The organism is Rhizobium sp. AN80A, assembly GCF_030053015.1.
Classification (GTDB): Bacteria; Pseudomonadota; Alphaproteobacteria; order Rhizobiales; family Rhizobiaceae; genus Rhizobium; species Rhizobium metallidurans.
In genome coordinates, this window is sequence record NZ_JASJPX010000001.1 from 606,135 (window position 1) to 630,283 (window position 24,149).

The 24,149-nt window shown below is 63.1% G+C and carries 21 protein-coding genes and 2 pseudogenes; 9 read left to right on the forward strand and 14 right to left on the reverse strand.

Annotated features, from left to right (window positions below; all coding sequences use genetic code 11):
• Positions 1–5: 5 nt before the first annotated feature.
• Positions 6–1,403 carry a dihydrolipoyl dehydrogenase gene (gene lpdA / locus P3R82_RS02860; RefSeq protein WP_283192930.1) on the forward strand — a complete coding sequence of 466 codons (1,398 nt, stop codon included), beginning with the start codon at positions 6–8 and terminating at the stop codon, positions 1,401–1,403.
• A gap of 39 nt (positions 1,404–1,442) precedes the next feature.
• Here lpdA and recX read toward each other — a convergent pair whose 3' ends face one another.
• From recX to P3R82_RS02890, 6 genes are all read right to left on the reverse strand, one after another.
• On the reverse strand, positions 1,443–1,994 hold the full coding sequence (recX, locus tag P3R82_RS02865) for a recombination regulator RecX (protein ID WP_283192931.1): 552 nt from the start codon (positions 1,992–1,994) through the stop codon (positions 1,443–1,445).
• A 95-nt stretch (positions 1,995–2,089) separates the two neighbouring features.
• Positions 2,090–2,305, reverse strand: coding sequence for a hypothetical protein (locus tag P3R82_RS02870; RefSeq protein ID WP_183898211.1), 216 nt, complete (start codon positions 2,303–2,305; stop codon positions 2,090–2,092).
• Between the two features lie 140 nt (positions 2,306–2,445).
• Positions 2,446–3,288: an ABC transporter permease subunit gene (locus tag P3R82_RS02875; protein ID WP_283192932.1), complete on the reverse strand. Its 843-nt coding sequence runs from the start codon at positions 3,286–3,288 to the stop codon at positions 2,446–2,448.
• 2 nt (positions 3,289–3,290) lie between these two features.
• The gene (locus P3R82_RS02880; protein ID WP_183898213.1) at positions 3,291–4,169 is read right to left on the reverse strand and encodes an ABC transporter permease subunit; all 879 of its coding nucleotides are present in this window, start codon (positions 4,167–4,169) and stop codon (positions 3,291–3,293) included.
• The gene (locus tag P3R82_RS02885) at positions 4,166–5,251 is read right to left on the reverse strand and encodes an ABC transporter ATP-binding protein (protein WP_283192933.1); all 1,086 of its coding nucleotides are present in this window, start codon (positions 5,249–5,251) and stop codon (positions 4,166–4,168) included. Before P3R82_RS02885 ends, P3R82_RS02880 begins: the two co-directional genes overlap by 4 nt.
• A gap of 69 nt (positions 5,252–5,320) precedes the next feature.
• Positions 5,321–6,496 (reverse strand): extracellular solute-binding protein, encoded by a 1,176-nt coding sequence (locus tag P3R82_RS02890; RefSeq protein WP_283192934.1) that lies wholly within the window; start codon positions 6,494–6,496, stop codon positions 5,321–5,323.
• Positions 6,497–6,706: 210 nt separating this feature from the next.
• Here P3R82_RS02890 and P3R82_RS02895 point away from each other — a divergent pair, with 210 nt between their 5' ends.
• Together P3R82_RS02895 and uxuA are read left to right on the forward strand one after the other, a co-directional pair.
• Complete coding sequence (locus P3R82_RS02895; protein WP_183898216.1) at positions 6,707–7,429, forward strand: GntR family transcriptional regulator; 723 nt, start codon at positions 6,707–6,709, stop codon at positions 7,427–7,429.
• Between the two features lie 43 nt (positions 7,430–7,472).
• The gene (uxuA, locus tag P3R82_RS02900) at positions 7,473–8,660 is read left to right on the forward strand and encodes a mannonate dehydratase (protein ID WP_283192935.1); all 1,188 of its coding nucleotides are present in this window, start codon (positions 7,473–7,475) and stop codon (positions 8,658–8,660) included.
• A gap of 18 nt (positions 8,661–8,678) precedes the next feature.
• On the opposite strand, the gene P3R82_RS02905 is transcribed toward uxuA, so the two are convergent.
• The 8 genes and pseudogenes from P3R82_RS02905 to P3R82_RS02940 form a co-directional block, all read right to left on the reverse strand.
• Positions 8,679–9,446 (reverse strand): SDR family oxidoreductase, encoded by a 768-nt coding sequence (locus P3R82_RS02905; protein ID WP_283192936.1) that lies wholly within the window; start codon positions 9,444–9,446, stop codon positions 8,679–8,681.
• A 105-nt stretch (positions 9,447–9,551) separates the two neighbouring features.
• A complete protein-coding gene (locus P3R82_RS02910) occupies positions 9,552–10,310 on the reverse strand; it encodes a FadR/GntR family transcriptional regulator (protein WP_183898219.1) in 759 nt (252 codons plus the stop codon).
• Between the two features lie 19 nt (positions 10,311–10,329).
• Positions 10,330–11,391: a four-carbon acid sugar kinase family protein gene (locus P3R82_RS02915; protein WP_283192937.1), complete on the reverse strand. Its 1,062-nt coding sequence runs from the start codon at positions 11,389–11,391 to the stop codon at positions 10,330–10,332.
• The gene (locus P3R82_RS02920; RefSeq protein WP_283192938.1) at positions 11,388–12,380 is read right to left on the reverse strand and encodes an oligopeptide/dipeptide ABC transporter ATP-binding protein; all 993 of its coding nucleotides are present in this window, start codon (positions 12,378–12,380) and stop codon (positions 11,388–11,390) included. Before P3R82_RS02920 ends, P3R82_RS02915 begins: the two co-directional genes overlap by 4 nt.
• A complete protein-coding gene (locus tag P3R82_RS02925; protein ID WP_113362685.1) occupies positions 12,380–13,387 on the reverse strand; it encodes an ABC transporter ATP-binding protein in 1,008 nt (335 codons plus the stop codon). The genes P3R82_RS02920 and P3R82_RS02925 overlap by 1 nt, the downstream gene beginning before the upstream one ends.
• Positions 13,387–14,347 (reverse strand): annotated as a pseudogene (locus P3R82_RS02930) (ABC transporter permease). Before P3R82_RS02930 ends, P3R82_RS02925 begins: the two are co-directional and overlap by 1 nt.
• 2 nt (positions 14,348–14,349) lie before the next feature.
• Positions 14,350–15,306: an ABC transporter permease gene (locus P3R82_RS02935; RefSeq protein WP_183898223.1), complete on the reverse strand. Its 957-nt coding sequence runs from the start codon at positions 15,304–15,306 to the stop codon at positions 14,350–14,352.
• Between the two features lie 158 nt (positions 15,307–15,464).
• On the reverse strand, positions 15,465–17,105 hold the full coding sequence (locus P3R82_RS02940; RefSeq protein WP_283192939.1) for an ABC transporter substrate-binding protein: 1,641 nt from the start codon (positions 17,103–17,105) through the stop codon (positions 15,465–15,467).
• Positions 17,106–17,411: 306 nt separating this feature from the next.
• Here P3R82_RS02940 and P3R82_RS02945 point away from each other — a divergent pair.
• The 6 genes and pseudogenes from P3R82_RS02945 (at position 17,412) to P3R82_RS02970 (ending at position 24,146) form a co-directional block, all read left to right on the forward strand.
• Positions 17,412–18,316: pseudogene (locus P3R82_RS02945) on the forward strand (dihydrodipicolinate synthase family protein).
• A gap of 10 nt (positions 18,317–18,326) precedes the next feature.
• Positions 18,327–19,511, forward strand: coding sequence for an exo-alpha-sialidase (locus tag P3R82_RS02950; protein ID WP_283192940.1), 1,185 nt, complete (start codon positions 18,327–18,329; stop codon positions 19,509–19,511).
• Between the two features lie 344 nt (positions 19,512–19,855).
• On the forward strand, positions 19,856–20,989 hold the full coding sequence (locus P3R82_RS02955) for an iron-containing alcohol dehydrogenase (RefSeq protein ID WP_283192941.1): 1,134 nt from the start codon (positions 19,856–19,858) through the stop codon (positions 20,987–20,989).
• A 31-nt stretch (positions 20,990–21,020) separates the two neighbouring features.
• The gene (pdxA, locus tag P3R82_RS02960; RefSeq protein ID WP_283192942.1) at positions 21,021–22,010 is read left to right on the forward strand and encodes a 4-hydroxythreonine-4-phosphate dehydrogenase PdxA; all 990 of its coding nucleotides are present in this window, start codon (positions 21,021–21,023) and stop codon (positions 22,008–22,010) included.
• Between the two features lie 74 nt (positions 22,011–22,084).
• Positions 22,085–23,050, forward strand: coding sequence for a hydroxyacid dehydrogenase (locus P3R82_RS02965; protein WP_283192943.1), 966 nt, complete (start codon positions 22,085–22,087; stop codon positions 23,048–23,050).
• A 34-nt stretch (positions 23,051–23,084) separates the two neighbouring features.
• A complete protein-coding gene (locus P3R82_RS02970; protein ID WP_283192944.1) occupies positions 23,085–24,146 on the forward strand; it encodes an Ldh family oxidoreductase in 1,062 nt (353 codons plus the stop codon).
• The last annotated feature ends 3 nt before the right edge of the window (positions 24,147–24,149 follow it).

A 24,149-nucleotide genomic window follows, 5' to 3' on the forward strand; every position in this document is an offset into this window, starting at 1 on the left:
AGGCGATGAAAGAGATCATCTGCAAACTGCTGGTCATCGGCGCCGGACCCGGCGGTTACGTCTGCGCGATACGCGCCGGTCAGCTGGGCATCGACACCGTGATCGTCGAAATGGAAAAGCCCGGCGGCACCTGCCTCAATATCGGCTGCATTCCCTCCAAGGCGATCATCCATGCCGCCGACGAATTCGACGCCGCACGCCGGATGGCGAGCGGTCGAGATCCCATCGGCATTCGAGCCGAAGGCGTTACGATCGATCTCGCCAGGACCATCGCCTGGAAGGATGGGATTGTCGGGCGTCTCACCGGTGGCGTTGCCGCCCTGCTGCAGAAGGCAAGGGTGAAGCAGGTCCATGGCCGGGCGCGGTTTCGCGACGGAAAGACAGTCGAGGTCGAGACGGAAACCGGGGCACAGCTCATCCGCGCGGAGAGCATCGTGATCGCGACCGGCTCCGAGCCAGTCGAACTGCCTGGCATTCCATTTGGTGGAAGGGTGATCTCCTCCACGGAAGCGCTGGCGCTGCAAAGCGTGCCGGAGAGACTGGTGGTTGTCGGCGCCGGCTATATCGGCCTGGAACTCGGCACGGCCTTCGCCAAGCTTGGCTCGTCCGTCACCATCGTCGAGGCCACCGGCCAGATCCTGCCGCACTACGATGCTGACCTTGTCCGCCCTGTTGCGAAGGCGCTGAAGGAACGCGGCATCGACCTCCATCTGATGGCCAAGGCAAAGGCGCTGTCCGATGTCGAGGAAAGCTTGATCGTCGAGCAAGCCGATGGCCGCGAGATGAAACTACCGGCGGACCGCGTTTTGGTGACCGTCGGGCGTCGGCCGCCAACAACAGGCGCGGGATTGGAAGAACTCGATCTCGATCGCGCCGGGCCGTATCTGCGCATCGACGACCAGTGTCGCACGTCGATGCGCGGCGTCTATGCCATCGGCGACATCACCGACGAACCGATGCTCGCGCACCGCGCTATGGCGCAAGGCGAGATGGTGGCGGAGATCATCGCAGGCCGACCGCGAAGCTGGGACAAGCGCTGCATTCCCGCCGTCTGCTTCACCGATCCGGAAATCGTCAGCGCCGGACTGTCGCCCGAGGAAGCACGCGCGCAGGGCTATGAGATCAGGGTCGGACAGTTCCCGTTCTCGGCCAATGGACGCGCCATGACCATGCAATCCGAGGATGGCTTCGTGCGTGTTGTGGCGCGCGCCGACACCAATCTCGTGCTCGGCCTGCACGCGGTCGGTCGTGGCGTCTCCGAATTGTCGGCGGCATTCGCGCTGGCGATCGAAATGTGCGTTCGCCTCGAGGATATCGCCGGAACGATCCACGCCCATCCAACCCGCAGCGAAGCGGTTCAGGAAGCGGCGCTGAAGGCGCTTGGGCATGCCTTGCACATGTGACACGAGGCATGGCCGAAATTCGAGTGCTGTCGCCTGCGCCTACGACCGTCGCTCGTCAAGCACCGTCTCGGCTTCATCGCGGCTCATGCGGAGAACAGAACGTCCCAATTCGAAACCGAAGCCGTTGCGGGCGAAGGCGGACATTTCCTTGTTGTATCGCTTGTCGTCGGCTTCCTCGCGCCGGAAGGGGCCGAAGGCGCGTTTACGGGCGAAGTTGATCGCAGCCACGAGGTCGTCGCTCTCCTCGAGCGCCATGACGGCTGTCTCGCGGTCGATGCCCTTGATCGCGAGCTTCTGCGCCATGATCCGCTTCGACCGGCCGCTGCGCACGCCGGAGCGCACGCTGATCTCGGCATAGACGGTATCGTTCAATCCGCCCTGTTCATGGCCGAACTTGACCGCGAGATCGGCGAGCGCCTTGACCTGAGCTTCGGATATGTCCTCGAATTTCTGCCGCGCCTTGCGCGAGATCGCGTCCGCCAGTTGCTTTTCGGTCATCATCTGTCGCCCAAGGCGGTAGATGGTCGAGTTGCGCGCCCAGCTTTGCATGCGGGTGGTGGGCATATCGGATTGCGTGTCTTGGTCGGCCATGGCGTTCCGGATCGCTCACGGAATCGCCCGGAGCAGCTCTGTCCAGTTAAAGCCATCCGGCGGAGATTTCCAGCCGCGACCGGCTCACGGCCGCCTCAGGCAACGTGCAGGACTTCCGCCGACAGAAGCAGAAGGAAGGTATCGTCATCAAGCCGCTCGGCGATCTCGCCGGTATCTGTCACGTAATCGGTACGTGGGCTTTCGCCGACATCCAGCGCCAAACGCGACGTCAGGATCTGCTCGATAACAACGTAATGCGCGCCCGAACTGCTCTCACAGTGAAAGCGGTTGGTCTCTTTGTACTGCGCCATGATCAAGTTCCTCAAGAAATGACCGTCACGCCCACAATACTTGGCAGCCACCTGCCGATAGTCAAGAACACCCGCCCTACCCAATAAGTTTTCTGTTAACAGAAATATCGGAACCGCGGCGCGCGCCGGACACACTCCGCTCAGTGCGCGGGCTGCTGCTTTGCCCTTGCGACGATCTGCGTCGGGTTGACGAACTGCAGCGCGATCACCAGCCAGAACAGCGTCGTCACCATATAGACGACCGCCATGGCATCGATCGACTGGCCAGCCCGCACGCCGGAAGCAAAGACGGCATAGTAGAGCGACACGACGAGGGTCTGCGTGGTCGGCCCGGCGATGAGGAAGGTAAGCTCGAACATCGCGATCGTGCGAACCAGCACCAAAAGCAGCGCTGCCAGCATTCCCGGCAAGAGCAGCGGCAGCAGGATGCGCAGGAACAGGCTGGTGGTGCCTGCGCCGAAGACACGGGCGGCGGCCTCTATGCGCGGGTCGATCTGCTCGATGAAGGGGATCATCACCAGCACCACGAAGGGAAGCGACGGCACCACGTTGATCAGCACGACGCCCCAGAAGGTTCCGCCCAGTCCGAGCTGGTAGAGCACCGTCGCCAGCGGGATGCCGTAGGTGAGCGGCGGAATGAGCAGCGGCAGAAGGAAGAGCAGAATGACCACGCGCTTGCCGGCGAAGTCGCGGCGCGCCAGGGCGTAGGCGGTCATCACGCCGAGAATGCCGGAGATGATGACGACGGTGAAGACGATCTCGAAGGTGACGAGGACGACGCTGGAGAGCTGGAATTCCTTCCAGGCGCTGAAGTACCACTTGGTTGTCCAGCCGGCCGGCAGCCAGGTGCCGAGCCATCGTGTCCCGAAGGAATTGACGACGACGGCGGCGATGACCGCCAGGAGATTGAGGACGAAGAGCGTAGCCAGCGCCCATATGGCGAAACGCCAGATCCTCGAGGTCAGGCCTTGGTCGCGGATCATGGTCAGCCTTTCGTGCCGCCGGCGGGGCCGCGGTAGAAGAATGAGCGTGCGCCGAGGACGGCCAGCACTACAGCCAATTCGACGCCGCCCATGATGAGCGCGATCGCCGAGCCCAGAGAATGATCATATTGCTCGAACGCGGCCTGATAGGCGGCAATCGAGATGACGCGGGTCGGGCCCGCCGGCGCGCCGAGCAGCACGGCCGATGGGAACACGGCAAACGCCTGGACGAAAGCCAGGCAGAAGGTCACCGCAAGCCCCGGCACCAGCAGCGGCAGGAACACGCGCAGGAAGCGCTGCCGGGGGCCCGCTCCAAGCGTGGCGGCTGCCTGTTCGATCGCCGGATCGATGCCGGTGATGTAAGACAGCGTCAGCAGGAAGGCGAAGGGAAAACCGGTGATAAGCAGCGATGCGAAGACGCCCCAGTAGTTGTTGGTCAGCTTGATCGGATTGTCGATGATGCCGATGATCAACAGCGTTTGGTTAAACCAGCCACGCGGCCCGAGAAATGTCAGCAACCCCTCCGCGACGAAGACCGTGCCGAGCGTAATGGGCAGCACGAGGATGGTCGTCAGCAGGCGTTGCCGGCGCATCAGCCGGACGCGAAAGGCCACCGGCACGGCGAAGGCGAGATTGATGATCGTGACCGGCAGCGCCAGCCAGAGCGTCGCGCCGATCGTGTTGTATTGAAAGGGATCGCTGAAGAACTTGGCGTAGTTGGCGTACCACGCGCCGTCCTTCGGGGTGAGCGAGTCGACCACGCCGTAGAGAAACGGATAGACGAACAGTGCGATCATGAAGCCGAGGCCGGGGATGATCAGCATGGTGGTGCCGTCGAAGCCACGGGCGGCCAGCCGCGTTCGAAGCGATGGCGCGCTCATCGTGCGCTATCCCCGAACAGGAGCGCCCTGCCCGCGACCGGCTTCAGCCGCGTCGCCGTTCCGCGCGGCAAGGCGTCGTCGGCCCTGAAATAGAGGTCGGACCCATCGGCGGAACGTGCCAGCCCGAAGAAGGCGCGGCCGCGGTATTCCATGCTTGAAACGGTGGCGGCGATGCCCTCGTCCGCGGCGACCAGATCCTCGGGGCGCACGGACAGGATGGCGGCGTCGCCGGTCTTGAGCGGCGTGCGCATCGTGCCGGTGATGCGCGCGCCCGCGACATCGATCTCGGCCTCCTCGCCTGAAACCGAGACGACCTTCCCGGAAACGCGGGTTCGAAACCCCATGAAGTCGGCAACGCCGACATTGACGGGGCGCTGATAGAGGTCCTGAGGAGAGCCGATCTGCTCGATATGCCCCTGGCTCATCACGACGATACGGTCGGCCAGCGACAGCGCCTCGTCCTGGTCATGCGTGACGTAGATCGTCGTCGAGCCGATCTGATCATGGATACCGCGTATTTCGGCGCGCATCTCCAGACGCAGCTTGGCGTCGAGATTGGACAGCGGCTCGTCCATGAGCACGATCGGCGGGCGGATGACGATGGCGCGCGCGATCGCCACGCGCTGCTGCTGGCCGCCGGAGAGCTGCCCGGGCAGCTTCTCCGCCTGACTTTCCAGCCGCACCAGCGCCAATGCATCATTGATCCGCTTGTCGGCCTCCGGTCCCTTGATGCCCTGCATGGCAAGGCCGAAGCCGACATTCTTGCGCACGCTCATATGCGGAAAGAGCGCGTAGCTCTGAAACACCATCCCGAACCCTCGGCGTTCGGGCTCCAGCTGGTCGATGCGCTTGCCTCCGAGACGGATTTCCCCACCCGACAGCCCCAGAAGGCCGGCGATGCAGTTGAGCGCCGTGGACTTGCCGCAGCCCGACGGGCCGAGCAGCGCCACGAATTCGCCGGGCTCGATCGCAAGGTCGATACCATCGAGCGCGTTGTAAGCGCCGAAGGAACGGCTGAGCCCATCGAGTTCAAGACGCGCGGTGCCGCGCGAAGAGGCCACCGTATTCGCTACCGAGTTCAAACCACTCTCCGTGTCAGGATGGAATTGGCCGGCACCGGCTATCGCAGCCAGCGCCGGCGACAGGCTGGATCAACCCTTCTTGGAGCCGATCTTTTCGTCCCATATCCGGAAGGCTTCGACGAGCTGCTTCGGCTCGAGCGGCACTTCCAGCGGATTGTTGGCAATCCAGTCGGCATATTCCGGCCGGCCGAACTCCTTGATCGTGTCCTGGCTTTCCTGTGGTGCCATCTCGATCGTCACGTCCTTGACGGCGGGGCCGGGATAGAAATAGCCGGCGTCATAGGCGATCGCCTGCTGCTTCGGCTGCAGGATGTAGTTCAAGACGTCGATCAACACCGCGATCTTCTCGTCAGAGACGCCCTTGGGGATAACGGCGTAGTGCGCATCCGTCACCCAATGGAAGCCTTCCAGCTTCTGCACCTTCGCTTCGGCCGGAACGATGCCGAGCGCGCGCGGGTTGATATCCCACCCCGTGGTGGACACAACGATATCGCGCGTCCCCTCACCGAGCTCCTTCATCACCTGGCCGGTGCCGGTCGGATAGTATTCGATGTGTTCGCCAAGCGCCGCCAGATACTCCCAGGTCTTCGCCCAACCATTGACTGGATCGCGGGGATCGCTGTCCTTGAGCAGATAGGGCAGCCCCATCAGGAAGGTGCGGCCTGGGCCGGAATTCGCCGGACGGGCATAGATGAAGCGGTTCTTGTTCGCCTTTGCCCACTCCAGCAGCTCTGGCGCCGATTTCGGCGGGTTGGCGACCTTGTCGGGCATGTATTCGATCAGCGGACCCGAGGGATAATAGGTGATGACGACGCCCTGATCCTTGGCGAGGGCCTGCATCTTGAATGCCTGCGGCTGCAGAATCTTCTCGAAGTCGGGAAGGGCCGCCTTATGCGCGGAGAGGTCGAGCCAGAGGCCCTGGTCGAGACCAGCCGAAAGCGCATCGGTTCCCGTCAGCACCAGATCGATATCGACCTTGCCGGCCGCCTGCTGCGCCTTGATCTTGCCGGGAAGCTCGGGGGCCGGCGCTTTGGTGAATGCGAACTTCGAAACCCAGTCGGACTTTTCGGATGCATAGGCTTCGAACATGCCCTGCGTCAGCGCCAGATTGCCGGCGACGTCGGCGATTGTGATGGTCACCGGGCTCGCGGGCTTCTTGGCCTGCGCCCAGACCTTGACGGGAAGCATGGCGGCAACGGCAGCGCTTGCCGCGGTTCCGACGAATGTTCTGCGGGTAAATTTCATGCTGTCTCTCCTCCTCTTGTGGCCGCACGGAGCACAACAAATCCGTGCAACTGCGTATCCTGATCCATTTTCGCGGTCGGATTTTCTGGCCTGCTTTTTTGGAACCTCCTGAATTCCCTGCCAAAAACACCGTTCCTCCGCGGTGGATCTTGGCAGCCATGTTCAATTGATATACTAGTATTCACGTTCAAGTCAACGTTAGGGCACTACATGCATCCAGCCGCAGCCACCGCCACTCCCGACCTTTCGGCACAGGCCGAGCGGCCGCCCAAGCTGCGGCGCGTTACGACGGCGGACGCGATTTTCGAACGGCTTTACGACGACATCGTCTCCCTGAAGATGCCGCCCGGCATGGCGTTGCAGGAAAAGCGGATCGCCGAGGATTTCGCGGTCAGCCGGACGCCCGTGCGCGAGGCCTTGCTTCGGCTTTCGGAAGGTGGGCTGGTTGATATCTATCCGCAGTCGGGCACCGTCGTGTCGCGCGTGCCGGTATCGGCGATCCCCGAGGCGGTCGTGGTGCGCAAGGCGCTGGAAGGCACCACGGTCGAGCGCGCCGCGCAAATAGCCTCGGCGCCCGATCTGTCCCGCCTCGACGCCATCATCACGCGCCAGAGAGCACTCTCCATCCTGGGCGACACCTCGGGCTTTCACGAAGAGGACGAGGCCTTTCACGAGGCGATCGCGCAGATTGCCGGCTATCCCGGCATCTGGGGCATTCTCAAGTCCGTCAAGGTACAGATCGACCGTGCTCGGCGGCTGACACTACCGGTGCTGGGCCGCATGGAGAATGTCGTGGGCGAGCACGCGGTCATCCGTGACGCGATCGCCGCGCATGACGTGGAAGCCGCGCGCGCGGCGATGACGCATCATCTGAGCGCCGTCATCCCCGACGTGGCGGAGCTGCGCACGCGCTATCCCGATTATTTCTGCTGACGAACAGCAACAGCAAAACAAAAGGCATTGAAGGAGGAAACAGATGCGGCAGGGTTGGAGATGGTTCGGACCGGATGCGCCGGTCGCTCTCGACGAGGTGAGACAAACCGGGGCGACCAACATCGTGTCATCGCTGCACCAGGTGCCGATCGGCCGTGCATGGACCGAAGCCGAAGTGCGCGAGCGGCAGGCGATGATCGAGACGACGCCGTCAGGGCGCTCGCCGCTCACCTGGTCGGTCGTCGAAAGCATTCCCATTCCGGACGCGGTGAAGCGCAAGGGGGGGCAGGCCACGGTGGAGATCGAAGCATGGATCGCCAGCCTTGAGGCGGTCGCGGCCTGCGGCATCCCGATCGTCTGCTACAATTTCATGCCCGTCGTCGACTGGACACGAACCGACCTAGACCACGAGATCGACACCGGCGCGACGGCGATGCGTTTCGACCACGAGAAGTTCGCCGCCTTCGATCTTTTCATTCTGCAGCGCGACGGCGCCGATGCGGCCTACTCCCAGGAGGACAAGGCGCGCGCCCGCATCGCCTTCGAGGCCATGTCGGAGAGCGACATCGCCGACATCACCCGTAACATCACCTCGGCCTTGCCGGGCTCGACGACAGAGCCGCTCACCATTCCTGAATTTCGCGACAGGCTCGCCGCTTATGCCGGCATCAATGCGGCACGACTGCGCCAGCATCTGATCGAGTTTCTCGAAGCTGTGGCGCCGGTGGCGGAAGCCCGTGGCGTCAAGCTGACGCTTCATCCCGACGACCCGCCCCGGTCCCTGTTCGGCCTGCCGCGCATCGCGTCCACCGCCGAGGATTATGCAGCGCTGTTCAATGCCGTCCCATCGCCGGCAAACGGCATGTGTTACTGCACCGGCAGTCTCGGCGTACGCGAAGATAACGACCTGCCCGCCATCGCGCGCCGGTTTGCCTCGCGCATCCACTTCGCGCATCTGCGTGCGACCAAACGCGAAGGGGACGGCCGCAGCTTCCACGAAAGCGCTCACCTCGAAGGCGATGTCGACATGGTTGCCGTGCTGAAGGAACTGGTCGCGGAGGACCGCAATCGCAAGTCAGACGAGACGATCGTTTTCCGCTCCGACCACGGCCACCGGATGCTCGACGACCTCACCAAGACCACGACGCCGGGCTATCCGGCGATCGGTCGCTTGCGAGGGCTCGCCGAGCTTCGCGGCATCCTGCACGCACTGGGCGCGCCGCCGACCTGACGAAAGCGTCTTCACCTCTCACAGAGAGGTGGTGATGCCGCCATCGACATAAAGGGTGTGGCCGTTGACGAAGGAGGATGCCGGCGCTGCCAGAAACACGGCGGCGCCGATCAGCTCGTCGATATTGCCCCAGCGTCCGGCGGGCGTCCGCTTTTCCAGCCATGCCGTGAATTCCTTGCTATCGACCAAGGCCTGATTGAGCGGCGTATCGAAATAGCCAGGCGCGATGGCGTTTGCCTGCAGGCCGTGCTTGGCCCAATCGGCCGACATTCCGCGCGTCAGGTTCTTCACCGCGCCCTTGGTTGCCGTATAGGGCGCGATGCCCGGGCGGGCCAATTCACTCTGCACCGATGCGATGTTGATGATCTTGCCACGGCCGCGCGCGATCATGTGCGTTGCGACCGACTGGCTGACGTAAAACACGCTGGAAATATTGGTGCGCAGCAGCTGATCCCACTTGTCCGATGGAAACACATCGAGCGGCGCGCGAAACTGCATGCCTGCATTGTTGACGAGGATGTCGATCGGCCCGATATCGCGCTCGAGCCTATCGACCGCGCTCTTCACCTCGTCATGATCCGTGACGTCGAAGGCAGAGACATGAACATCATGCCCGGAATCCGACAGACCCCGCGCCGCCGCGGCAAGCTTGTTCGCGTCGCGGCCGTTGATCACGACCGAGGCGCCGTGCTCGGCCAGACCGCGCGCCAGCGTCAGCCCAATGCCTTGCGACGATCCGGTCACCAGCGCGCGCTTGCCTGTGAGGTCGAACAACGGGAATGTCATGCCGGGTCTCCATGCAGCCTGATCCGGTCTACATGAGCGCGAAACGCCGATGCGGCAAGTCCTGCTTGCGCCAGATCATCGAACGCCATCGACATCAGCACCGCATCAGAACGACAGATCGAGCGCCCTGCCCTCGAACAATCGGTCGCGAGACCCTTCGAGATGCGAGCGCATCAGGTCGCGCGCCTCCTCGGCGCGGCCGTCCGCGATGGCCTTGTAGATGGCGTTGTGCTCCTGGAAGACCTGCTCGAGGCCGGGTCTCGGCCCCAGCAAGGACAACCCGTGGAGATGCATGCCGACCGCGATATGGGCTTTGAGCGCATCGATCGAGGCAGTGTAATAATGGTTGTTGGCGGCTTCCGTCACGGCGCGGTGGAAATTGAAATCCGCGTCGGTCCTGTGCAGCTGATGGCTCGTGGCTTCCCGGAGATCGGCAAGCGCCGAGGCGATCTTCTGGATCGCGGCCTCATCGCGGCGCTTGGCGGCGAAGAAGGCCGCGGCCGGCTCGATCGTCAGGCGGAATTCATAGCAACGCTGGATATCGGCGATCGTCTTGACCGGCGAATAGGAAAGATGGGTTGTCGGCGAACTGTTGGCGCTGACGAAGGTGCCGGCGCCCTGGCGGGCGTAGACCATGCCCTGGTCACGCAGCTTGGCCAGCGCGTCGCGGACGATCGGCCGGGAAACCCCGAGCATGGAGGCAAGCTCGTGCTCGCCCGGGAGCCGCGAGTCCGGCGGATAATTCCCGGCACGAATGCGTTCCTGCAACTGATCGAACACACGGTCCACCAGCTTCATCGGCTTGCCGCGCTCCGGCTTCGGCGCCGGCGTTGCCGGCGCACCGTTTGCTTCATCCACGTCCATTCTCCCCGCAGGCATTGTTTCAGGCCGCCTGATTCTGAGAAATCAGTCTTAGCAAACTATCGGGTTTCCCAAAGCCCCCCGACTTTACCGCACAACGGAAATGGCGACCATCGGCGGCTGTCACGTCGAACCAGGGTATCCCCGCCTCTATTTCCCCCTTGGGCACCAGCGTGCGAACGCCGAGCGCCCTAAACACCGCCAGAGCCGTGTCGCCACCGCCAACCATCAGCATATCGGGATGCGTCCGTTCGATCGCCGATTTCACGCCCTTGGCGAAGCGATCGGCAACGGCGACCGCGTCCTCCGATATGTCGCCGGTGCAGCATAGCAGTGCCGGCAGGTCCAGCGCTTCAGTCTGGTCGAGCGCACCCATCGGCGCCGCGATCGAGGCACGCAGAAACCCCGACGCCTCGAGCCGGGCCATTTGCGCGCCGGTGATCGGGTCGCGCGAGCCGAATGCGAAGAGCGTATTGCGCGTCGGGTCGAACGCCGTCGCCGCGCCACGTCCGCGGCGAAGATGACGAGCAAAAGCGCTGCCGAGTCCGCGAGCTCCGACGGCTAGCGTCGTCGTCCAATCATGCGCCGAGACGAGCCGGTCGAGATCCGCATCGCTGCTTGCATCTGCGATCACAACCCGATCGTCACTGCCGTCGAAAAGGGCGGCAACCGACAACGGCGCCTCCACACCGCGTCCGACCACATGGCCATCACGGGTGAAACGCTCCTGGTCGGGAATGGCGGGGGCGACCGCTACCTCGCGATGGCCGAAGATGGCGGCAATGGCGGCACTTTCGGCCGCGACATTGCCCTTCAGCCGGGAATCGATCTTCTTCAGGACGATCTCGGGATGTGCGGCAAGAAGAGCGCTGGCCGCGAGGCCGACCCTTCTCGCCGCTTCCCCCTCCGGGAGGGCGCGCGAGGCGGTGTTAACAACTGACACCTCGCAACCGGTCGCCAGAGCATCGTCGATTGCCTCGACATCGATCGCCACCACAACGGAAAGACCGGCGTCGACGAACGGGGTTCCCGTGTCGAGCGCGCCGGTCAGATCGTCGGCGATGATCGCGACCTTCAGCGTCATGCAGCCTGTCCCGTGTTCACCGCGTGGCAGGCAACGAGATGGCCGGGCTTGGCTTCCTTCCACTCCGGCACGACCTTGCTGCACACATCCATGGCGATCGGGCAGCGCGAATGGAAGCGGCAGCCGCTGGGTGGGTTGAGCGGGCTCGGCACGTCGCCTTGGAGGATCTGGCGTGTGCGGGTGCGTTCAAGCTCCGGATCGGTTTCCGGAACGGCCGAAAGCAGCGCCTTGGTGTAGGGGTGCAGCGGGTTTTCGAACAGCTCCTCACGGGTCGCGAGCTCCGCCAAACGCCCGAGATACATGACACCGACGCGGGTGCTGATATGGCGCACGACCGCGAGATCGTGAGCGATGAACAGATAGGTCAGGCCGTATTTTTCCTGCAGGTCGAGCAGCAGGTTGATGATCTGCGCCTGGATCGACACGTCGAGCGCCGAGATCGCCTCGTCGCAGACGATGAACTTCGGCTGGCAGGCAAGCGCGCGGGCAATGACGACGCGCTGGCGCTGACCACCGGAGAGCTCGTGAGGATAACGCTGCGCGAAACGGGTCGGCAGGCCGACGTCGGTGAGGAGTGCCGCGACGCGGCCCTTCAACTCGGCCTTGGTGCAGAGCTTGTGGAAGAGGATCGGCTCGCCGACTGCCTCGCCGATCGTCATGCGCGGGTTGAGCGTGGAATATGGGTCCTGGAAGACGATCTGCAGGTCGCGACGGAAAGGCCGCATCTGCTTTTCATCCAGCGTCGCCAGGTCCTGCCCCTTGTAGACGACCTTGCCAGATGTCGCCTTGTAGAGGTTGAGGATGGTAAAGCCTGTTGTCGACTTGCCGCAGCCGGATTCGCCGACGAGCGAGAGCGTCTCGCCTTCCATGATGTCGAGATTGACGTTGTCGAGCGCATAGACGGTGGCCGAGCGTTCGCCGAAGGCGCCGAGCTTGACGTGGAAATGCTTGACGAGGTTTTCGACCTTGAGCAGCGGTTGGGCACCCATCACGCGGCCTCCTGCATTTTCTGGACGACGAAGCAGGCGGTGCGGTGGTTTCCGGCGCCTGAAATGGGCTCGAGTTTCGGCACGCGCTCGTGGCAAACGGCTTCCGCCAACGGACAGCGCGGAGCGAATGGGCAGCCCTTGGGACGGCGACCGGGTTCCGGCGGCGTGCCGCCGATCGAGCTCAGACGGCTTGCCGGCGCATCCGACAGCTTCGGGATCGAAGCGAGCAGGCCGCGCGTGTAGGGGTGGCTCGGGCGAGCGTAGAGTTCGTCGACGGGGGCATCCTCGACCACCGTGCCGGCATAGAGCACGGCGACGCGATCGACGAGACCGGCGATCAGTGCCAGATCGTGGGTGATCCAGACGACCGACATGCCGAGCTTGGCGCGCAGGTCCTTCACCAGGTCAACGATCTGCGCCTGGATGGTGACGTCGAGCGCCGTCGTCGGCTCGTCGGCGATCAGAAGCTTCGGATTGCAGGCAAGGCCGATCGCGATCATCACGCGCTGGCGCATGCCGCCGGAGAGTTCGTGCGGATAGGCCTGCAGCCGCTCTTCGGGACCGGGAATGCCGACGAGGCGCAGCAGTTCGACGGCGCGGGTCCGCGCTTCGGCCTTCTTCATGCCGCGGTGGTAGATCAGCGGCTCGCAGATCTGATCGCCGATGCGCATGACCGGGTTCAGCGAGGTCATCGGATCCTGGAAGACGAAGCCGATATCGCCGCCGCGCACCTTGCGCAGTTCCCTGTTTGACATCTTCTGCAGGTCGTGACCATCGAAGCTCGCCGAGCCCTTGGTGACCTTGATCTTGTTCGGCAGAAGCCGCATCAGGCTCAGCATGGTCAGGCTCTTGCCGCAGCCGGATTCGCCGACGACGCCGAGCGTCTCGCCCTTGTTGACGTGCAGGTCGATGCCATCGACCACGACCGCCGGGCCGTTTCTGCCGTCGATCTCGACGGTCAGGCCGCGGACATCGAGCAGTTTCTCATTGGATCGCGTCGTGTTCATTATTTGGAACCCCGCGGATTGAGTGCGTCGTTGAGGCCATCGCCGAGGAAGCTGAAGGCGACCGAGGCAAGGCCGAGGACGGCGGCCGGGGCGGCCAGCAGGTGCGGATAGTGCTGCCAGACACGCAGGCCGTCGGAGATCATGTTGCCCCCAGCTGGGTGTGGGCGGATTGACGCCGACGCCGAGGAAGCTGAAGGCGCTTTCCAGAACCATGGCCGTGCCGAGACCGGCGCTGACCGAAACGATCAATGGGCCAAGCGCATTCGGAATGACGTAGCGCTTCATGATGACCCAGTTCGACAGGCCCAGCGCCTGGGCGGCGGTGATATAGGGACGGCCGCGGATCGACAGGACCTGGGCGCGGACGAGACGCGCATAGGGCGGCCAGGAGATCAGCGCCATCGAGCCGAAGACCAGCATGAAGTCGACCCACACGGTCTGGCGATAGAAGGGATTGAGGGTCGCCAGATACTGCGCTTCCATCCACTTGGCGATCGGCGCCTTCAGCGAGGCGTTGATGACGACGACGAGAAGCAGATTCGGTACCGACATGGTCATGTCGGTCAGCCACATGATCACGCGATCGAACGGATTGCCGAAGAAGCCGGCGATGGCGCCGAGCAGCGTGCCGATGAAGACCGCGATGACGGTGACGATGACCGCGACCAGGAAGGCCGTGCGGGTGCCAAAGACGACGCGGCTGAAGACGTCGCGGCCGAGATCGTCGGTGCCGAAAAGATGCGTCAGCGACGGGGTGGCGTTGCGGGCCTGCAGATCCTGGCTCAGATAGTCATAGGGTGTCAGATAGGGGCCGAAGATCGCGGTGAAGGCGAGGATGGCCACGACGATCAGCCCGAAGACGGCGAGCTTGTTGCGCTTCAGTCGATACCAGGCGTCGCGCCACAGATTGACGGGCGCCTCTTCCTGTTGGGCGACGGGAGAGAGAGGGATAGCGGACATGGTCAGCGGCTCCTTCTTGCATCGTTGGCACGCGGATCGAGTAGCGGATAGAGAACATCGACCAGGAGGTTCGACATCATCACCAGGAAGGATCCGATGAGCGTGATCGCCAAAATGACGGGATAGTCGGAATTGGTCAGCGCCTGCACGGTCAGGCGGCCGAGGCCGGGCAGACCGAAGACGAGCTCGACGAAGATCGCGCCGTTGACGATGGTGATCATGATAAGGCCGAGCTGTGTGACGACGGGTGTCAGCACCGGGCGCAGGATATGGCGCAAGGCTACCACCATTTCAGGCACACCCTTGGCGCGGGCGGTGCGGACGAAATCCTCCGACAGCACCTCGATGACGGCCGCGCGCGTCTGGCGCACGATCAGCGCGATCGGCTGGAAGGATAGGACGATCAGCGGCAGCAGGATGCGCACGTCGAAGACGCCGCCCCAGCCATAGGGAACGCTGACACCAGGCAGGAGAACGATGAGACCGACCATCAGCAGCGGGCCCGCAACATAGGCCGGGATCGCCCAGAGGAAGAGCGCCGATCCGAGGATAGCATAGTCGAGGCGGCTGTTCTGGTTCATCGCGGCGATCATGCCGAGCGGAATGGCAATGACCGTCGTGAGGATGATGGAACAGAGCGCCAGCTTGAAGGAAACGGGAGCGGCGGCGGAGACCATCGCCCAGACCGAGCGGCCCGAGGTCAGCGAATTGCCGAACTGCCCATGCAGGAGGTTCCAGATGTAAAGGCCGAACTGCTCGATGAAGGGCCTGTTCAGGCCGGCACTTTCGCGGATGGCTTCGATGCGCTGCGGATTATAGGCGACATCGCCGGGTGCACGCAGAAAGATCAGCTTGATCGGATCGCCAGCACCATAGAAAGCCAGCGCATAGACGGCCAGCATTACGATCAGGACTGACGGAATCCAGATGGCAAACCGGGTTAGCACGTAGCGTAACAAGGTCACCTCCCACCGGTTGGTAGACACGTTTCCGCGGCGATGCGGACATGCGATGTCTTCTTGAAACTTGCGCGAAGGCCTTGCGGTCTTCGCGCGGTTGCTAATTTGCCCAGAATCCGATTACGGGCGGGCTATCTGTTCGTAGGTTTCTGAGCAGCTCAGCCGATCGAAATGTCCCAGGGCGCCACGACCTGCCAGTCGAGGTTCTTCTCCATGCCCTTGACCTCCTTGGTGGCCCAGCGCGACATCGCCTGAGAGTACCACGGAATGAAAGCCCAATCTTCGCGGAATGCCTTTTGGGCATCCTGTGCGAGCTTGATGCGATCGGGATCGTCGGCCGCCTTGGTCGCGGCTTCGGCGAGAGCGGAATCCACCTTCTCGTTCTTGTAGCCGCCAAGCTTGTTCTGGGCGTTGGACGAGGTCGAGGCAATGCAGCCGGCGAGGTAGGATACGGCGTCAGGCACGCGGGTGCCGACGTCGTCGCGGAAGATCTGCACCGAGTTCTGGTCCGGACCGGCGTAGGAGTCCTGCTGCGGCTTCATGTCGACGGCGGTAATGCCGAGGTTCTGGCGCCACTGTTCGGCGATGAACTGCGCCGCGGCCTGAATGGCCGGAGCGGAGATACCGACGAAGAGGATCTTCGGCAGGCGCTCAGGCCCGCCGTAACTGGATTCGGCGAGCAGCTTCTTGGCGGCGGCCGGATCGTAAGGATAGGGCTCGAAGCCGGAATTGTCGGCGCCGGGCACCGAGTTCAGGATCTGATCGGCCTTCTTGTGCGGACCATCGGGATAGGAAGCCTTGAAGAGACCGTCACGGTCGATTGCCATGATCAGCGCCTGGCGAACCTTCGGATCGTCCATCGGCGCGCGGGTGACGTTGAACCAGAAGTGCTGGCTGGTCGGGATCAGCGGGCCGGCGGAGAATTCAGGGCCGAGGTCCTGGATGATCGTCGAGGTGACCAGCTCGGTGTGTGCGTTGAACTCGCCGGACTTGATCAGTGACGTCGCGGTGACGTTGTCCTCGATCGAGGTGATCTCGATGCGCGCCAGCTTCGGCTTCGGGCCGAAGAAGTTCTCGTTCGGCTCGAACACCAGCTTGCCGGCGTCGATATCGATGCTGGTGAGCTTGAACGGGCCGGAATAGACGGCGCTGCTGTCGGGCTTGTACCAATCCACCACTTCCTCGCCGTCGCTGCCGCGAGACTGCGCGGCCTTGGTGATCGGCGCGATGTGGTTTGCAAGGCGCATGAAGAAGATCGGGTCGGCTTCCGTCAGCGTTACGACAACCGTGCCCTCGTCAGGCGTGGCAACGCCCGTCAGCTCGTTGCCGGAACCGGCGCCGATTTCCTTGTAGCCCTGAACCTTGCTCAGCACCTGGTCGGCGCGCTGGCTCTTGGTGTTGGGCATGGAAGCGACTTCCCAGGAGCCCTTGACGTCGGCCGCGGTGATCTTGCTGCCATCCGAGAAGACGGCCTTGGGGTCGATCTTGAAGGTCCAGACCTTGTTGTCCGATGATTCCCAGCTGGTGAAGACGTAAGGCTTGATCTTGCCTTCGCTGTCGAAATACATCGGCGAGGCCCACCAGATCGAGTTCCAGCGGAATGGAACGCCGCCGCCGCGCAGTGGCGACCAATCCTGGTTGAACGCCGGGTTGGCCACCTTCAGAACCTGGCCGTCCTGGGCGAGCACGATGCGCGCATTCAGGCCGAAAATCGTCAGGCCGACACCCGCGGCCAGGCTGAGCTTCAACGCCTCGCGACGCGACATTCCTTTATTTTCGTTATTAGTCCGATCAGTCATTCCATCCTCCCATGACAAAATCGATGACGTCTCCATCTTTCGCTCCATCCCGAAAGTGCGTCATGACGTGGCGCTGACACTCGCTCGATAATGTAAATATGTCAACAGAAATTAATTCAACAACACGTCGGCAAAACGCACAAAAATTTTTCTTATTAAATTTCAAATACTTAAAAAATTCGATCGATTGAAATGCGCTTTGTCATATTGACAACATACGGAACGAGGATGAGAAAACCCGCATCTTGCAGGGCTGGACTTCCCGCCTTTTGCCGCCATTTGCGGCGTTCATCCGAGGAGGACGACATGAACAATCACAAGATCACCGGTGTCTATAGTGCAGCCGCCACTCCCCTCAATGCCGACGGAAGCCCGGATCTCGGCCTGTTTACCGAGCATTGCCAGCGCCTGCTTTCGGAAGGATGCCACGGCGTGGCGCTTCTGGGCACCACGGGCGAGGCGAATTCCTTTTCCTCGAGCGAGCGCAAGGCGATCCTCGAGGCGGCACTGAAGGCGGGCATCCCTACGGACAAGTTGTTGCCAGGCACCGGCGTCGTCGCCATCCAGGAGACGGTGGAACTGACCAAGCATGCCCTGTCGCTCGGCGTGACAAAGGTCGTGATGCTGCCGCCCTTCTACTACAAGGGTGTCTCCGACGACGGCCTGTTTGCCGCCTATTCCCAGATCCTGGAGAAGATCGCCGACAACAGATTGCAGTCATCCTCTATCATATTCCGCAGGTTTCAGGCGTTCCGTTGTCGGTGCCGCTGATCGGACGGCTGATCGAAGCCTTCCCCGACACGGTCGCCGGCATCAAGGAATCAGCGGGCGATTTCAACAACATGCAGGCAATCATCGCCGCCTACCCGGGCTTCTCGGTTCTTGCGGGCGCCGATCCGCTGCTGCTGCCATTGCTGAAGGCCGGCGGCGCCGGCTGCATCACGGCAACCTCCAACCTCGTCGCGGATTCGCTGCGCACCGTCTATGACAAGGTGCACGACGAAAGCAGCGCCGACGCAGTCGAAACCGCGCAGGCGCGCATCAACGCCTACCGCACGCTGTCCAATTCCTACGTCCAGATCCCGACCATCAAGGCGATGGTCGGCCTGAAGACCGGCAACCCCGCCTGGAAGCGTACGCGCGCGCCGCTGATGCCGATCAGCGACGCGGATTACGCATCGCTTGCCGAAGCCTACAAGACATTGCCGTAAGGAGGACGACATGGCCTTCACGGGTTTGCAGCCGGATGCCGTTCCGGCCCTTATGACGGGCGAAATTACCGCCAATCGCAGCGAAAGCGGACGTTTCGACGCCTACCTCCTCTCCCCCTGCATCCAGAACCATGCGGCCAATCTCGCCTTCCTGCCGGACGGGACGCTGACCTGTGTGTGGTTCGGCGGCACGATGGAGGGCATGGGCGACATCTCGATTTACATGTCGCGCCTGGCGCCCGGCGCCACGCAATGGTCGCAACCGGAGAAAATGTCCGACGATCCTGCAAAGTCCGAGCAAAATCCGTTGATTTTCAATGCTCCTGATGGAAATGTCTGGCTGCTTTACACCTCTCAGACATCTGGAAACCAGGACGGCTCGGTTGTCAAATGTCGGATATCCAAAGACGGTGGCCTTACCTTCGGCGAGGTCCGCGTGCTGTGCGATCTTCCCGGCACGTTCGTGAGGCAGCCCATTGTCGTGAACGGCGCCGGCACCTGGCTTCTACCCGTCTTTCGCTGCGTCGGACTGTCCGGCGAGCGTTGGACGGGCGACGCCGATACCGCGGGCGTGCTGATCTCGCGCGACGCCGGGAAAAGCTGGGCGATGACCGAGGTGCCCGACAGCGTGGGCGCTGTTCACATGAACATCGTGCCCTTGCCGAACGGTGAATTCGTCGCCTTCTATCGCAACCGCTTCGCCGAATCGGTGTTATCCAGCCGCTCGCGTGACGGCGAAAGCTGGAGCGCGCCGGAGCCGATCGACCTGCCGAACAACAATTCGTCCATCCAGGCAGTCAAGCTGAAAAATGGCGATATTGCAATGGTTTACAACCACTGTAATGCCTCGATGTCCGACGCCCGGCGTCTGTCGCTCTATGACGAGATCGAAGGCGACGAGGAAACCGCGTCCGCCGCAGCTGAACCGCACCAAAGACGCAAGGCGATCTGGGGCGTGCCGCGCGCGCCGCTTAGCCTCGCCTTTTCGACGGATGGCGGCCACAGCTTTCCGCGCCGGATCGACCTCGATACCGGCGATGGCTACTGCTTGAGCAACAACTCGAAGGATGCCGTCAACCGCGAGTTTTCCTACCCGTCGATAACCCAAGGGGCCGATGGCACGGTGCATATCGCCTACACGTACTATCGCCGCGCGATCAAGTATGTGCGGCTGTCTCCGGACGCGCTCTGCTGAGGCCGAGCCTCACGCCGCTTGTCAAATCGACGCGCCAGCGGACCAGCTTGGCGCGTCGATCTGGCGCCGCATTGATTGGAATTTACAAATTAGTCGGCCGCTGGCCAGTGCACCACGCAAAGGGTCGCTTCGTGCGGAAACTTTTCTGCTCTGCGCAATAATACAACATTATCAAACAGATAGTTGACATTTCCGGCAAACACGACGGCACCCAGCTGGAGCGCATTGTATTTTTCCGAACAAATATACTCTCCAAGCTTGCCAACACGACAGAGCTGGTATAACAAATTTACATCTTGGCGGCACCGAAAGATGCCGCGATACCGCAGGGGAGGAGTAATCCGGTGGTCAGCTTGGATTCGCCTATCACAATCATCAGGCCCGATATCATCGAGTTCGGCGTGGGGACGGCGGAGCGCCTGGGTAAATGGGCGAGCGACAAGGGCTATGCCCGGATCCTCGTTATTTCCGACGCATTCAATTCCACGCGCGTCGACACACTCGGCCTGAAGGGTGAGATCACGGTCTTCGCCGATGTGACGCCAGAGCCGGACACCGCCAATCTGGACAAGGTGCTTGCGGCCGCCAATGCCGCCGATGCGCAGCTGGTCGTCGGGTTCGGCGGCGGCAGTGCCATGGATCTTGCAAAGCTGGCCGCGGTTCTTGCCGGCTCGTCGCAGACGCTGCGCGAAGTCGTCGGTCCCAACAAGGTCCACGGCCCACGCCGTGTGGCGCTGGCGCAAGTGCCGACGACGGCTGGAACGGGCAGTGAGGCGGGCATTCGCGCGCTGGTCACCGATCCCGAGACGATGGCCAAGCTTGCCGTGGAAAGCATCCACATGCTCGCCGATATCGCCGTTATCGACCCGGCGCTGACCTTCACCGTTCCGGCGCGCACGACGGCGGCGACGGGTGTCGACGCCATGGCGCATTGCGTCGAGGCCTTCACCAATCGCAAGGCGCATCCGATGATCGACCTCTACGCGATCGAGGGAACCCGACTGGTCGGCAAGTATCTCGCCCGCGCCGTCAAGGATGGCGCCGACGCCGAGGCCCGCGCCGGCCTGGCGCTCGCCTCGCTTTACGGCGGTTTCTGTCTCGGGCCGGTCAACACCGCTGGCGGTCACGCGCTGGCCTATCCGCTCGGCACGCGCTGGCATATCGCCCATGGCGCCGCCAATGCGCTGATCTTTCCGCATGTGCTGGCGTTCAACACACCGTCGGTTCCGGAAAAGACCCGCGCGGTGATGGACGCGCTTGGCCGCAAGACATCGGACGACGTGCAGTCGGTCTTCGACGCGGCCTATTCCTTCTGCGCCGATCTCGGCATCGAGATGAAGCTCTCGGCGCTCGGCGTGCCGGATAGCGATCTCGACGCCATGGCCGACGATGCCTTCGCCATTCGCCGTCTTCTCGACAACAACCCGCGCGATCTCGCGCGCGCCGACATACGTTCGATATACGAAGCCGCCTACTGAGTGCCTTCGATCCAATAAGGGAATGTGACTGATGGACAGAAATGCAAAAGTCGCGGTGACTCTGGGTGATCCGGCCGGCGTCGGCCCCGAGGTGATCGTCAAGGCGCTGGCAACCTTGCCTGAGATCGAGCGCCGCGATTTCGTGATCGTCGGAAACACCGAAGCGCTTGAGCGTGCCAATCGTTCAGCTGGAACGGGCCTGCGGTTCGCGCTTGCCGGGTCGTCGGGTGAGGACAGCATCGCCGTCGATGAAGTGGATCTCGGCGCCGCCCTGCCCGAAATCGGCAAGGTCAGCCCGGTCGCGGGCGACGCCTCGGTCCGCTACATCAGCCGCGCCGTCGAGCTTGCGATGTCGCGCGAGGCCGATGTCATCGTGACAGCGCCGATCAACAAGGAGGCGATGAACCTTGCCGGCCATCACTTCGACGGCCACACGGGGCTTCTGGCGCACCTGACCGGATCGAAGAGCTCGTTCATGCTTCTTGCCTCCGAGCGCCTCAACACCATTCACGTCTCCACGCACATCTCGCTGAAGGGGGCGATCGAACGGGCACGCACCGAGCGCGTGCTGGCCACGATCGAAGCCGGTCACCAGCATTTCCTGCGGCTGGGCAAGAATGCTCGCATTGCCGTTGCCGGCCTCAACCCGCATTGCGGCGAGAATGGCCTGTTTGGCACCGAGGACACCGAATTCCTCGCGCCCGCCGTGGAACTGGCACAGGCCAAGGGTATCGACGTGGTCGGGCCGATTTCGGCCGATACCGTCTTCGCCCGCGCCTATAATGGCGCTTTCGACCTGGTGATCGCGCAATACCACGACCAGGGACATATCCCGATCAAGCTCGTCGCATTCGACACGGCCGTCAACGTGTCGCTAGGCCTGCCGATCGATCGCGTCTCCGTCGATCACGGCACGGCCTTCGATATCGCCGGCACGGGCAAGGCCAATCACGTCAACATGCTCTCGGCGATCGCCTATGCCAGACTGATGGCCCGCTCGCCGCGACGTCAGGCGGCCTGATCCGGAACGAGATCTGAAACGCCTCGGTGTCACCACGCGCCATGGCCGGTCATTCTCGCGGGAGGAGATGAACAATGAACAAAACCGTTATCGTTCTCGGCGGCCAGCTGGCGCCGGAAGGGTTCTCCTTGCTGGTCGAAGCCGGCGTCACGGTCGTATCGACCGAGCCCTATATCGACAGGCAGGCGGTGATCGACATCATGAAGACCCACAAGCCGGATGCCGCCATCATCCGGCTGCTGGCCGACAAGCTCGGCCCCGAGGAGATGAAGGCTGGCGGACAGCTCCGGCATATCGCCAAGCATGGCGTCGGGACCAATGATATCGATGTCGCGGCCGCCACCGCGCTCGGCATTCCGGTCTCGATGACGACAGGCAGCAACGGTCACTCGGTTGCCGAACACGCGCTGGCGATGATCATGACGCTCGCCAAGGACCTGCCGCGGCAGGATGCGCTGATCCGTGACGGCATCTGGGACAAGAACCAGTATCAAGGCCGGGAACTGCGTGGCCAGACGCTCGGCATCGTCGGTTTCGGCTTCATCGGCCAGACGCTCGCGAAGATGGCCGGCGCGATCGGCATGGAGATTATCGCCTTCGATCCGCATACGCCGGAAAGCGCGTTTGCCGGAGGCGTTCGCCGCGAGACCGACCTGGACAAGCTGCTCGCTTCATCGGATATCGTCAGCCTGCACTGTCCGCTGACGCCGGAAACCGACAAGCTCATCGATGCGCGCCGGATCGCGCTTATGAAATCGGGCGCACTTCTGATCAACACCGCGCGCGGCGAGGTCGTCGACGAAGGCGCGCTTATTCGCGCGCTGGAGGAAGGCCATCTCGCCGGCGCCGGTCTCGACAGCTTCGAACAGGAGCCGCCCGGCGCCGACAATCCGCTGTTCCAGCTCCCCAACACGCTCGTCTCACCGCATGTGGCGGGCGTCACGCTCGATGCCAAGCGCGCGGTATCGGTGATGGCGGCACGCAATGTCCTGGATGCGCTGGATGGAAAGCCGCTCGAAGCGCGCTTTCTCGCGCGCTGAACGGCTCGCACTTTCAATAACGACGGAGAAACCCATGAGCGACACCGCCGATATCCGATATGCGCCCGAGGCACTGCGCGGCTTTGCCAAGGACCTGTTTATGTCCGCCGGCCTGGAGGAAGACAAAGCGGAGGCGGTGGCCCTCTATCTCGTCGAGGCGGATCTGATGGGGCACACGACCCATGGCCTTGCACTTGCCGGCTGGTATCTGCAGAGCATCGCCGATGGCGTGATGATGCGCGAGGGCAGCGCCGATGTCATATCGGACCGCGGCCCCGCCGTCGCCTGGGGCGGCAAGCGCCTGCCCGGCGCATGGCTGACATCGCAGGCCGTCAAACTTGGCTGCGATAGAGCCGAGACATACGGGACGGCGACGATAACCATCGCCAACAGCCACCATATCGGTTGCCTCGCCGCCTATCTGCCGATCGCGACCGACCGCGGCTACATGGTGAGCATCGCAAGTTCGAGCCCTTCGGGCGCGCAGGTCGCCCCATTCGGCGGCCGCAAGGGCGTCTACACGCCCAACCCCGTGGCGCATGGCATCCCGACATCGGGAGATCCGATCCTAATCGATATCAGCGCCTCGATCACCACGGTCAACATGGCGCAGCGCCTGATCCGCGAAGGTCGCCAGTACGAGCACGAATGGCTGATGGACGCGGACGGCAACCCGAGCCGTGACCCTGGTGTCATCGAACGCGGCGGGACGCTGTTGCCGACCGGCGGGCTCGACCACGGCCAGAAGGGATACGGCATGGCGCTGCATGTCGAAGCCTTCACCCAGGCGCTATCGGGCTATGGCCGCGCGGATGCGCCGAAGGGGACCAATGCCGCGGTCACCGTACAGGTATTCGATCCGGCCGCGTTCGGCGGTCGCGAAGCCTTCCTGCGCCAGACGGGATGGCTCGTCGATGCATGCCACGACAATCCGCCCCGCCCCGGCGTCGAGCGTGTCCGCCTTCCGGGCGAGAACGGGCTCGCGCGCAAGCGCGGCGCGCTGGCCAACGGTGTGCGCCTGTTTCCCGGAATTATCGACTCGCTACGTGGCCATGCCGAGCGGCTGGGCGTCGCGATGCCATCGGCACTGGCTTGACGC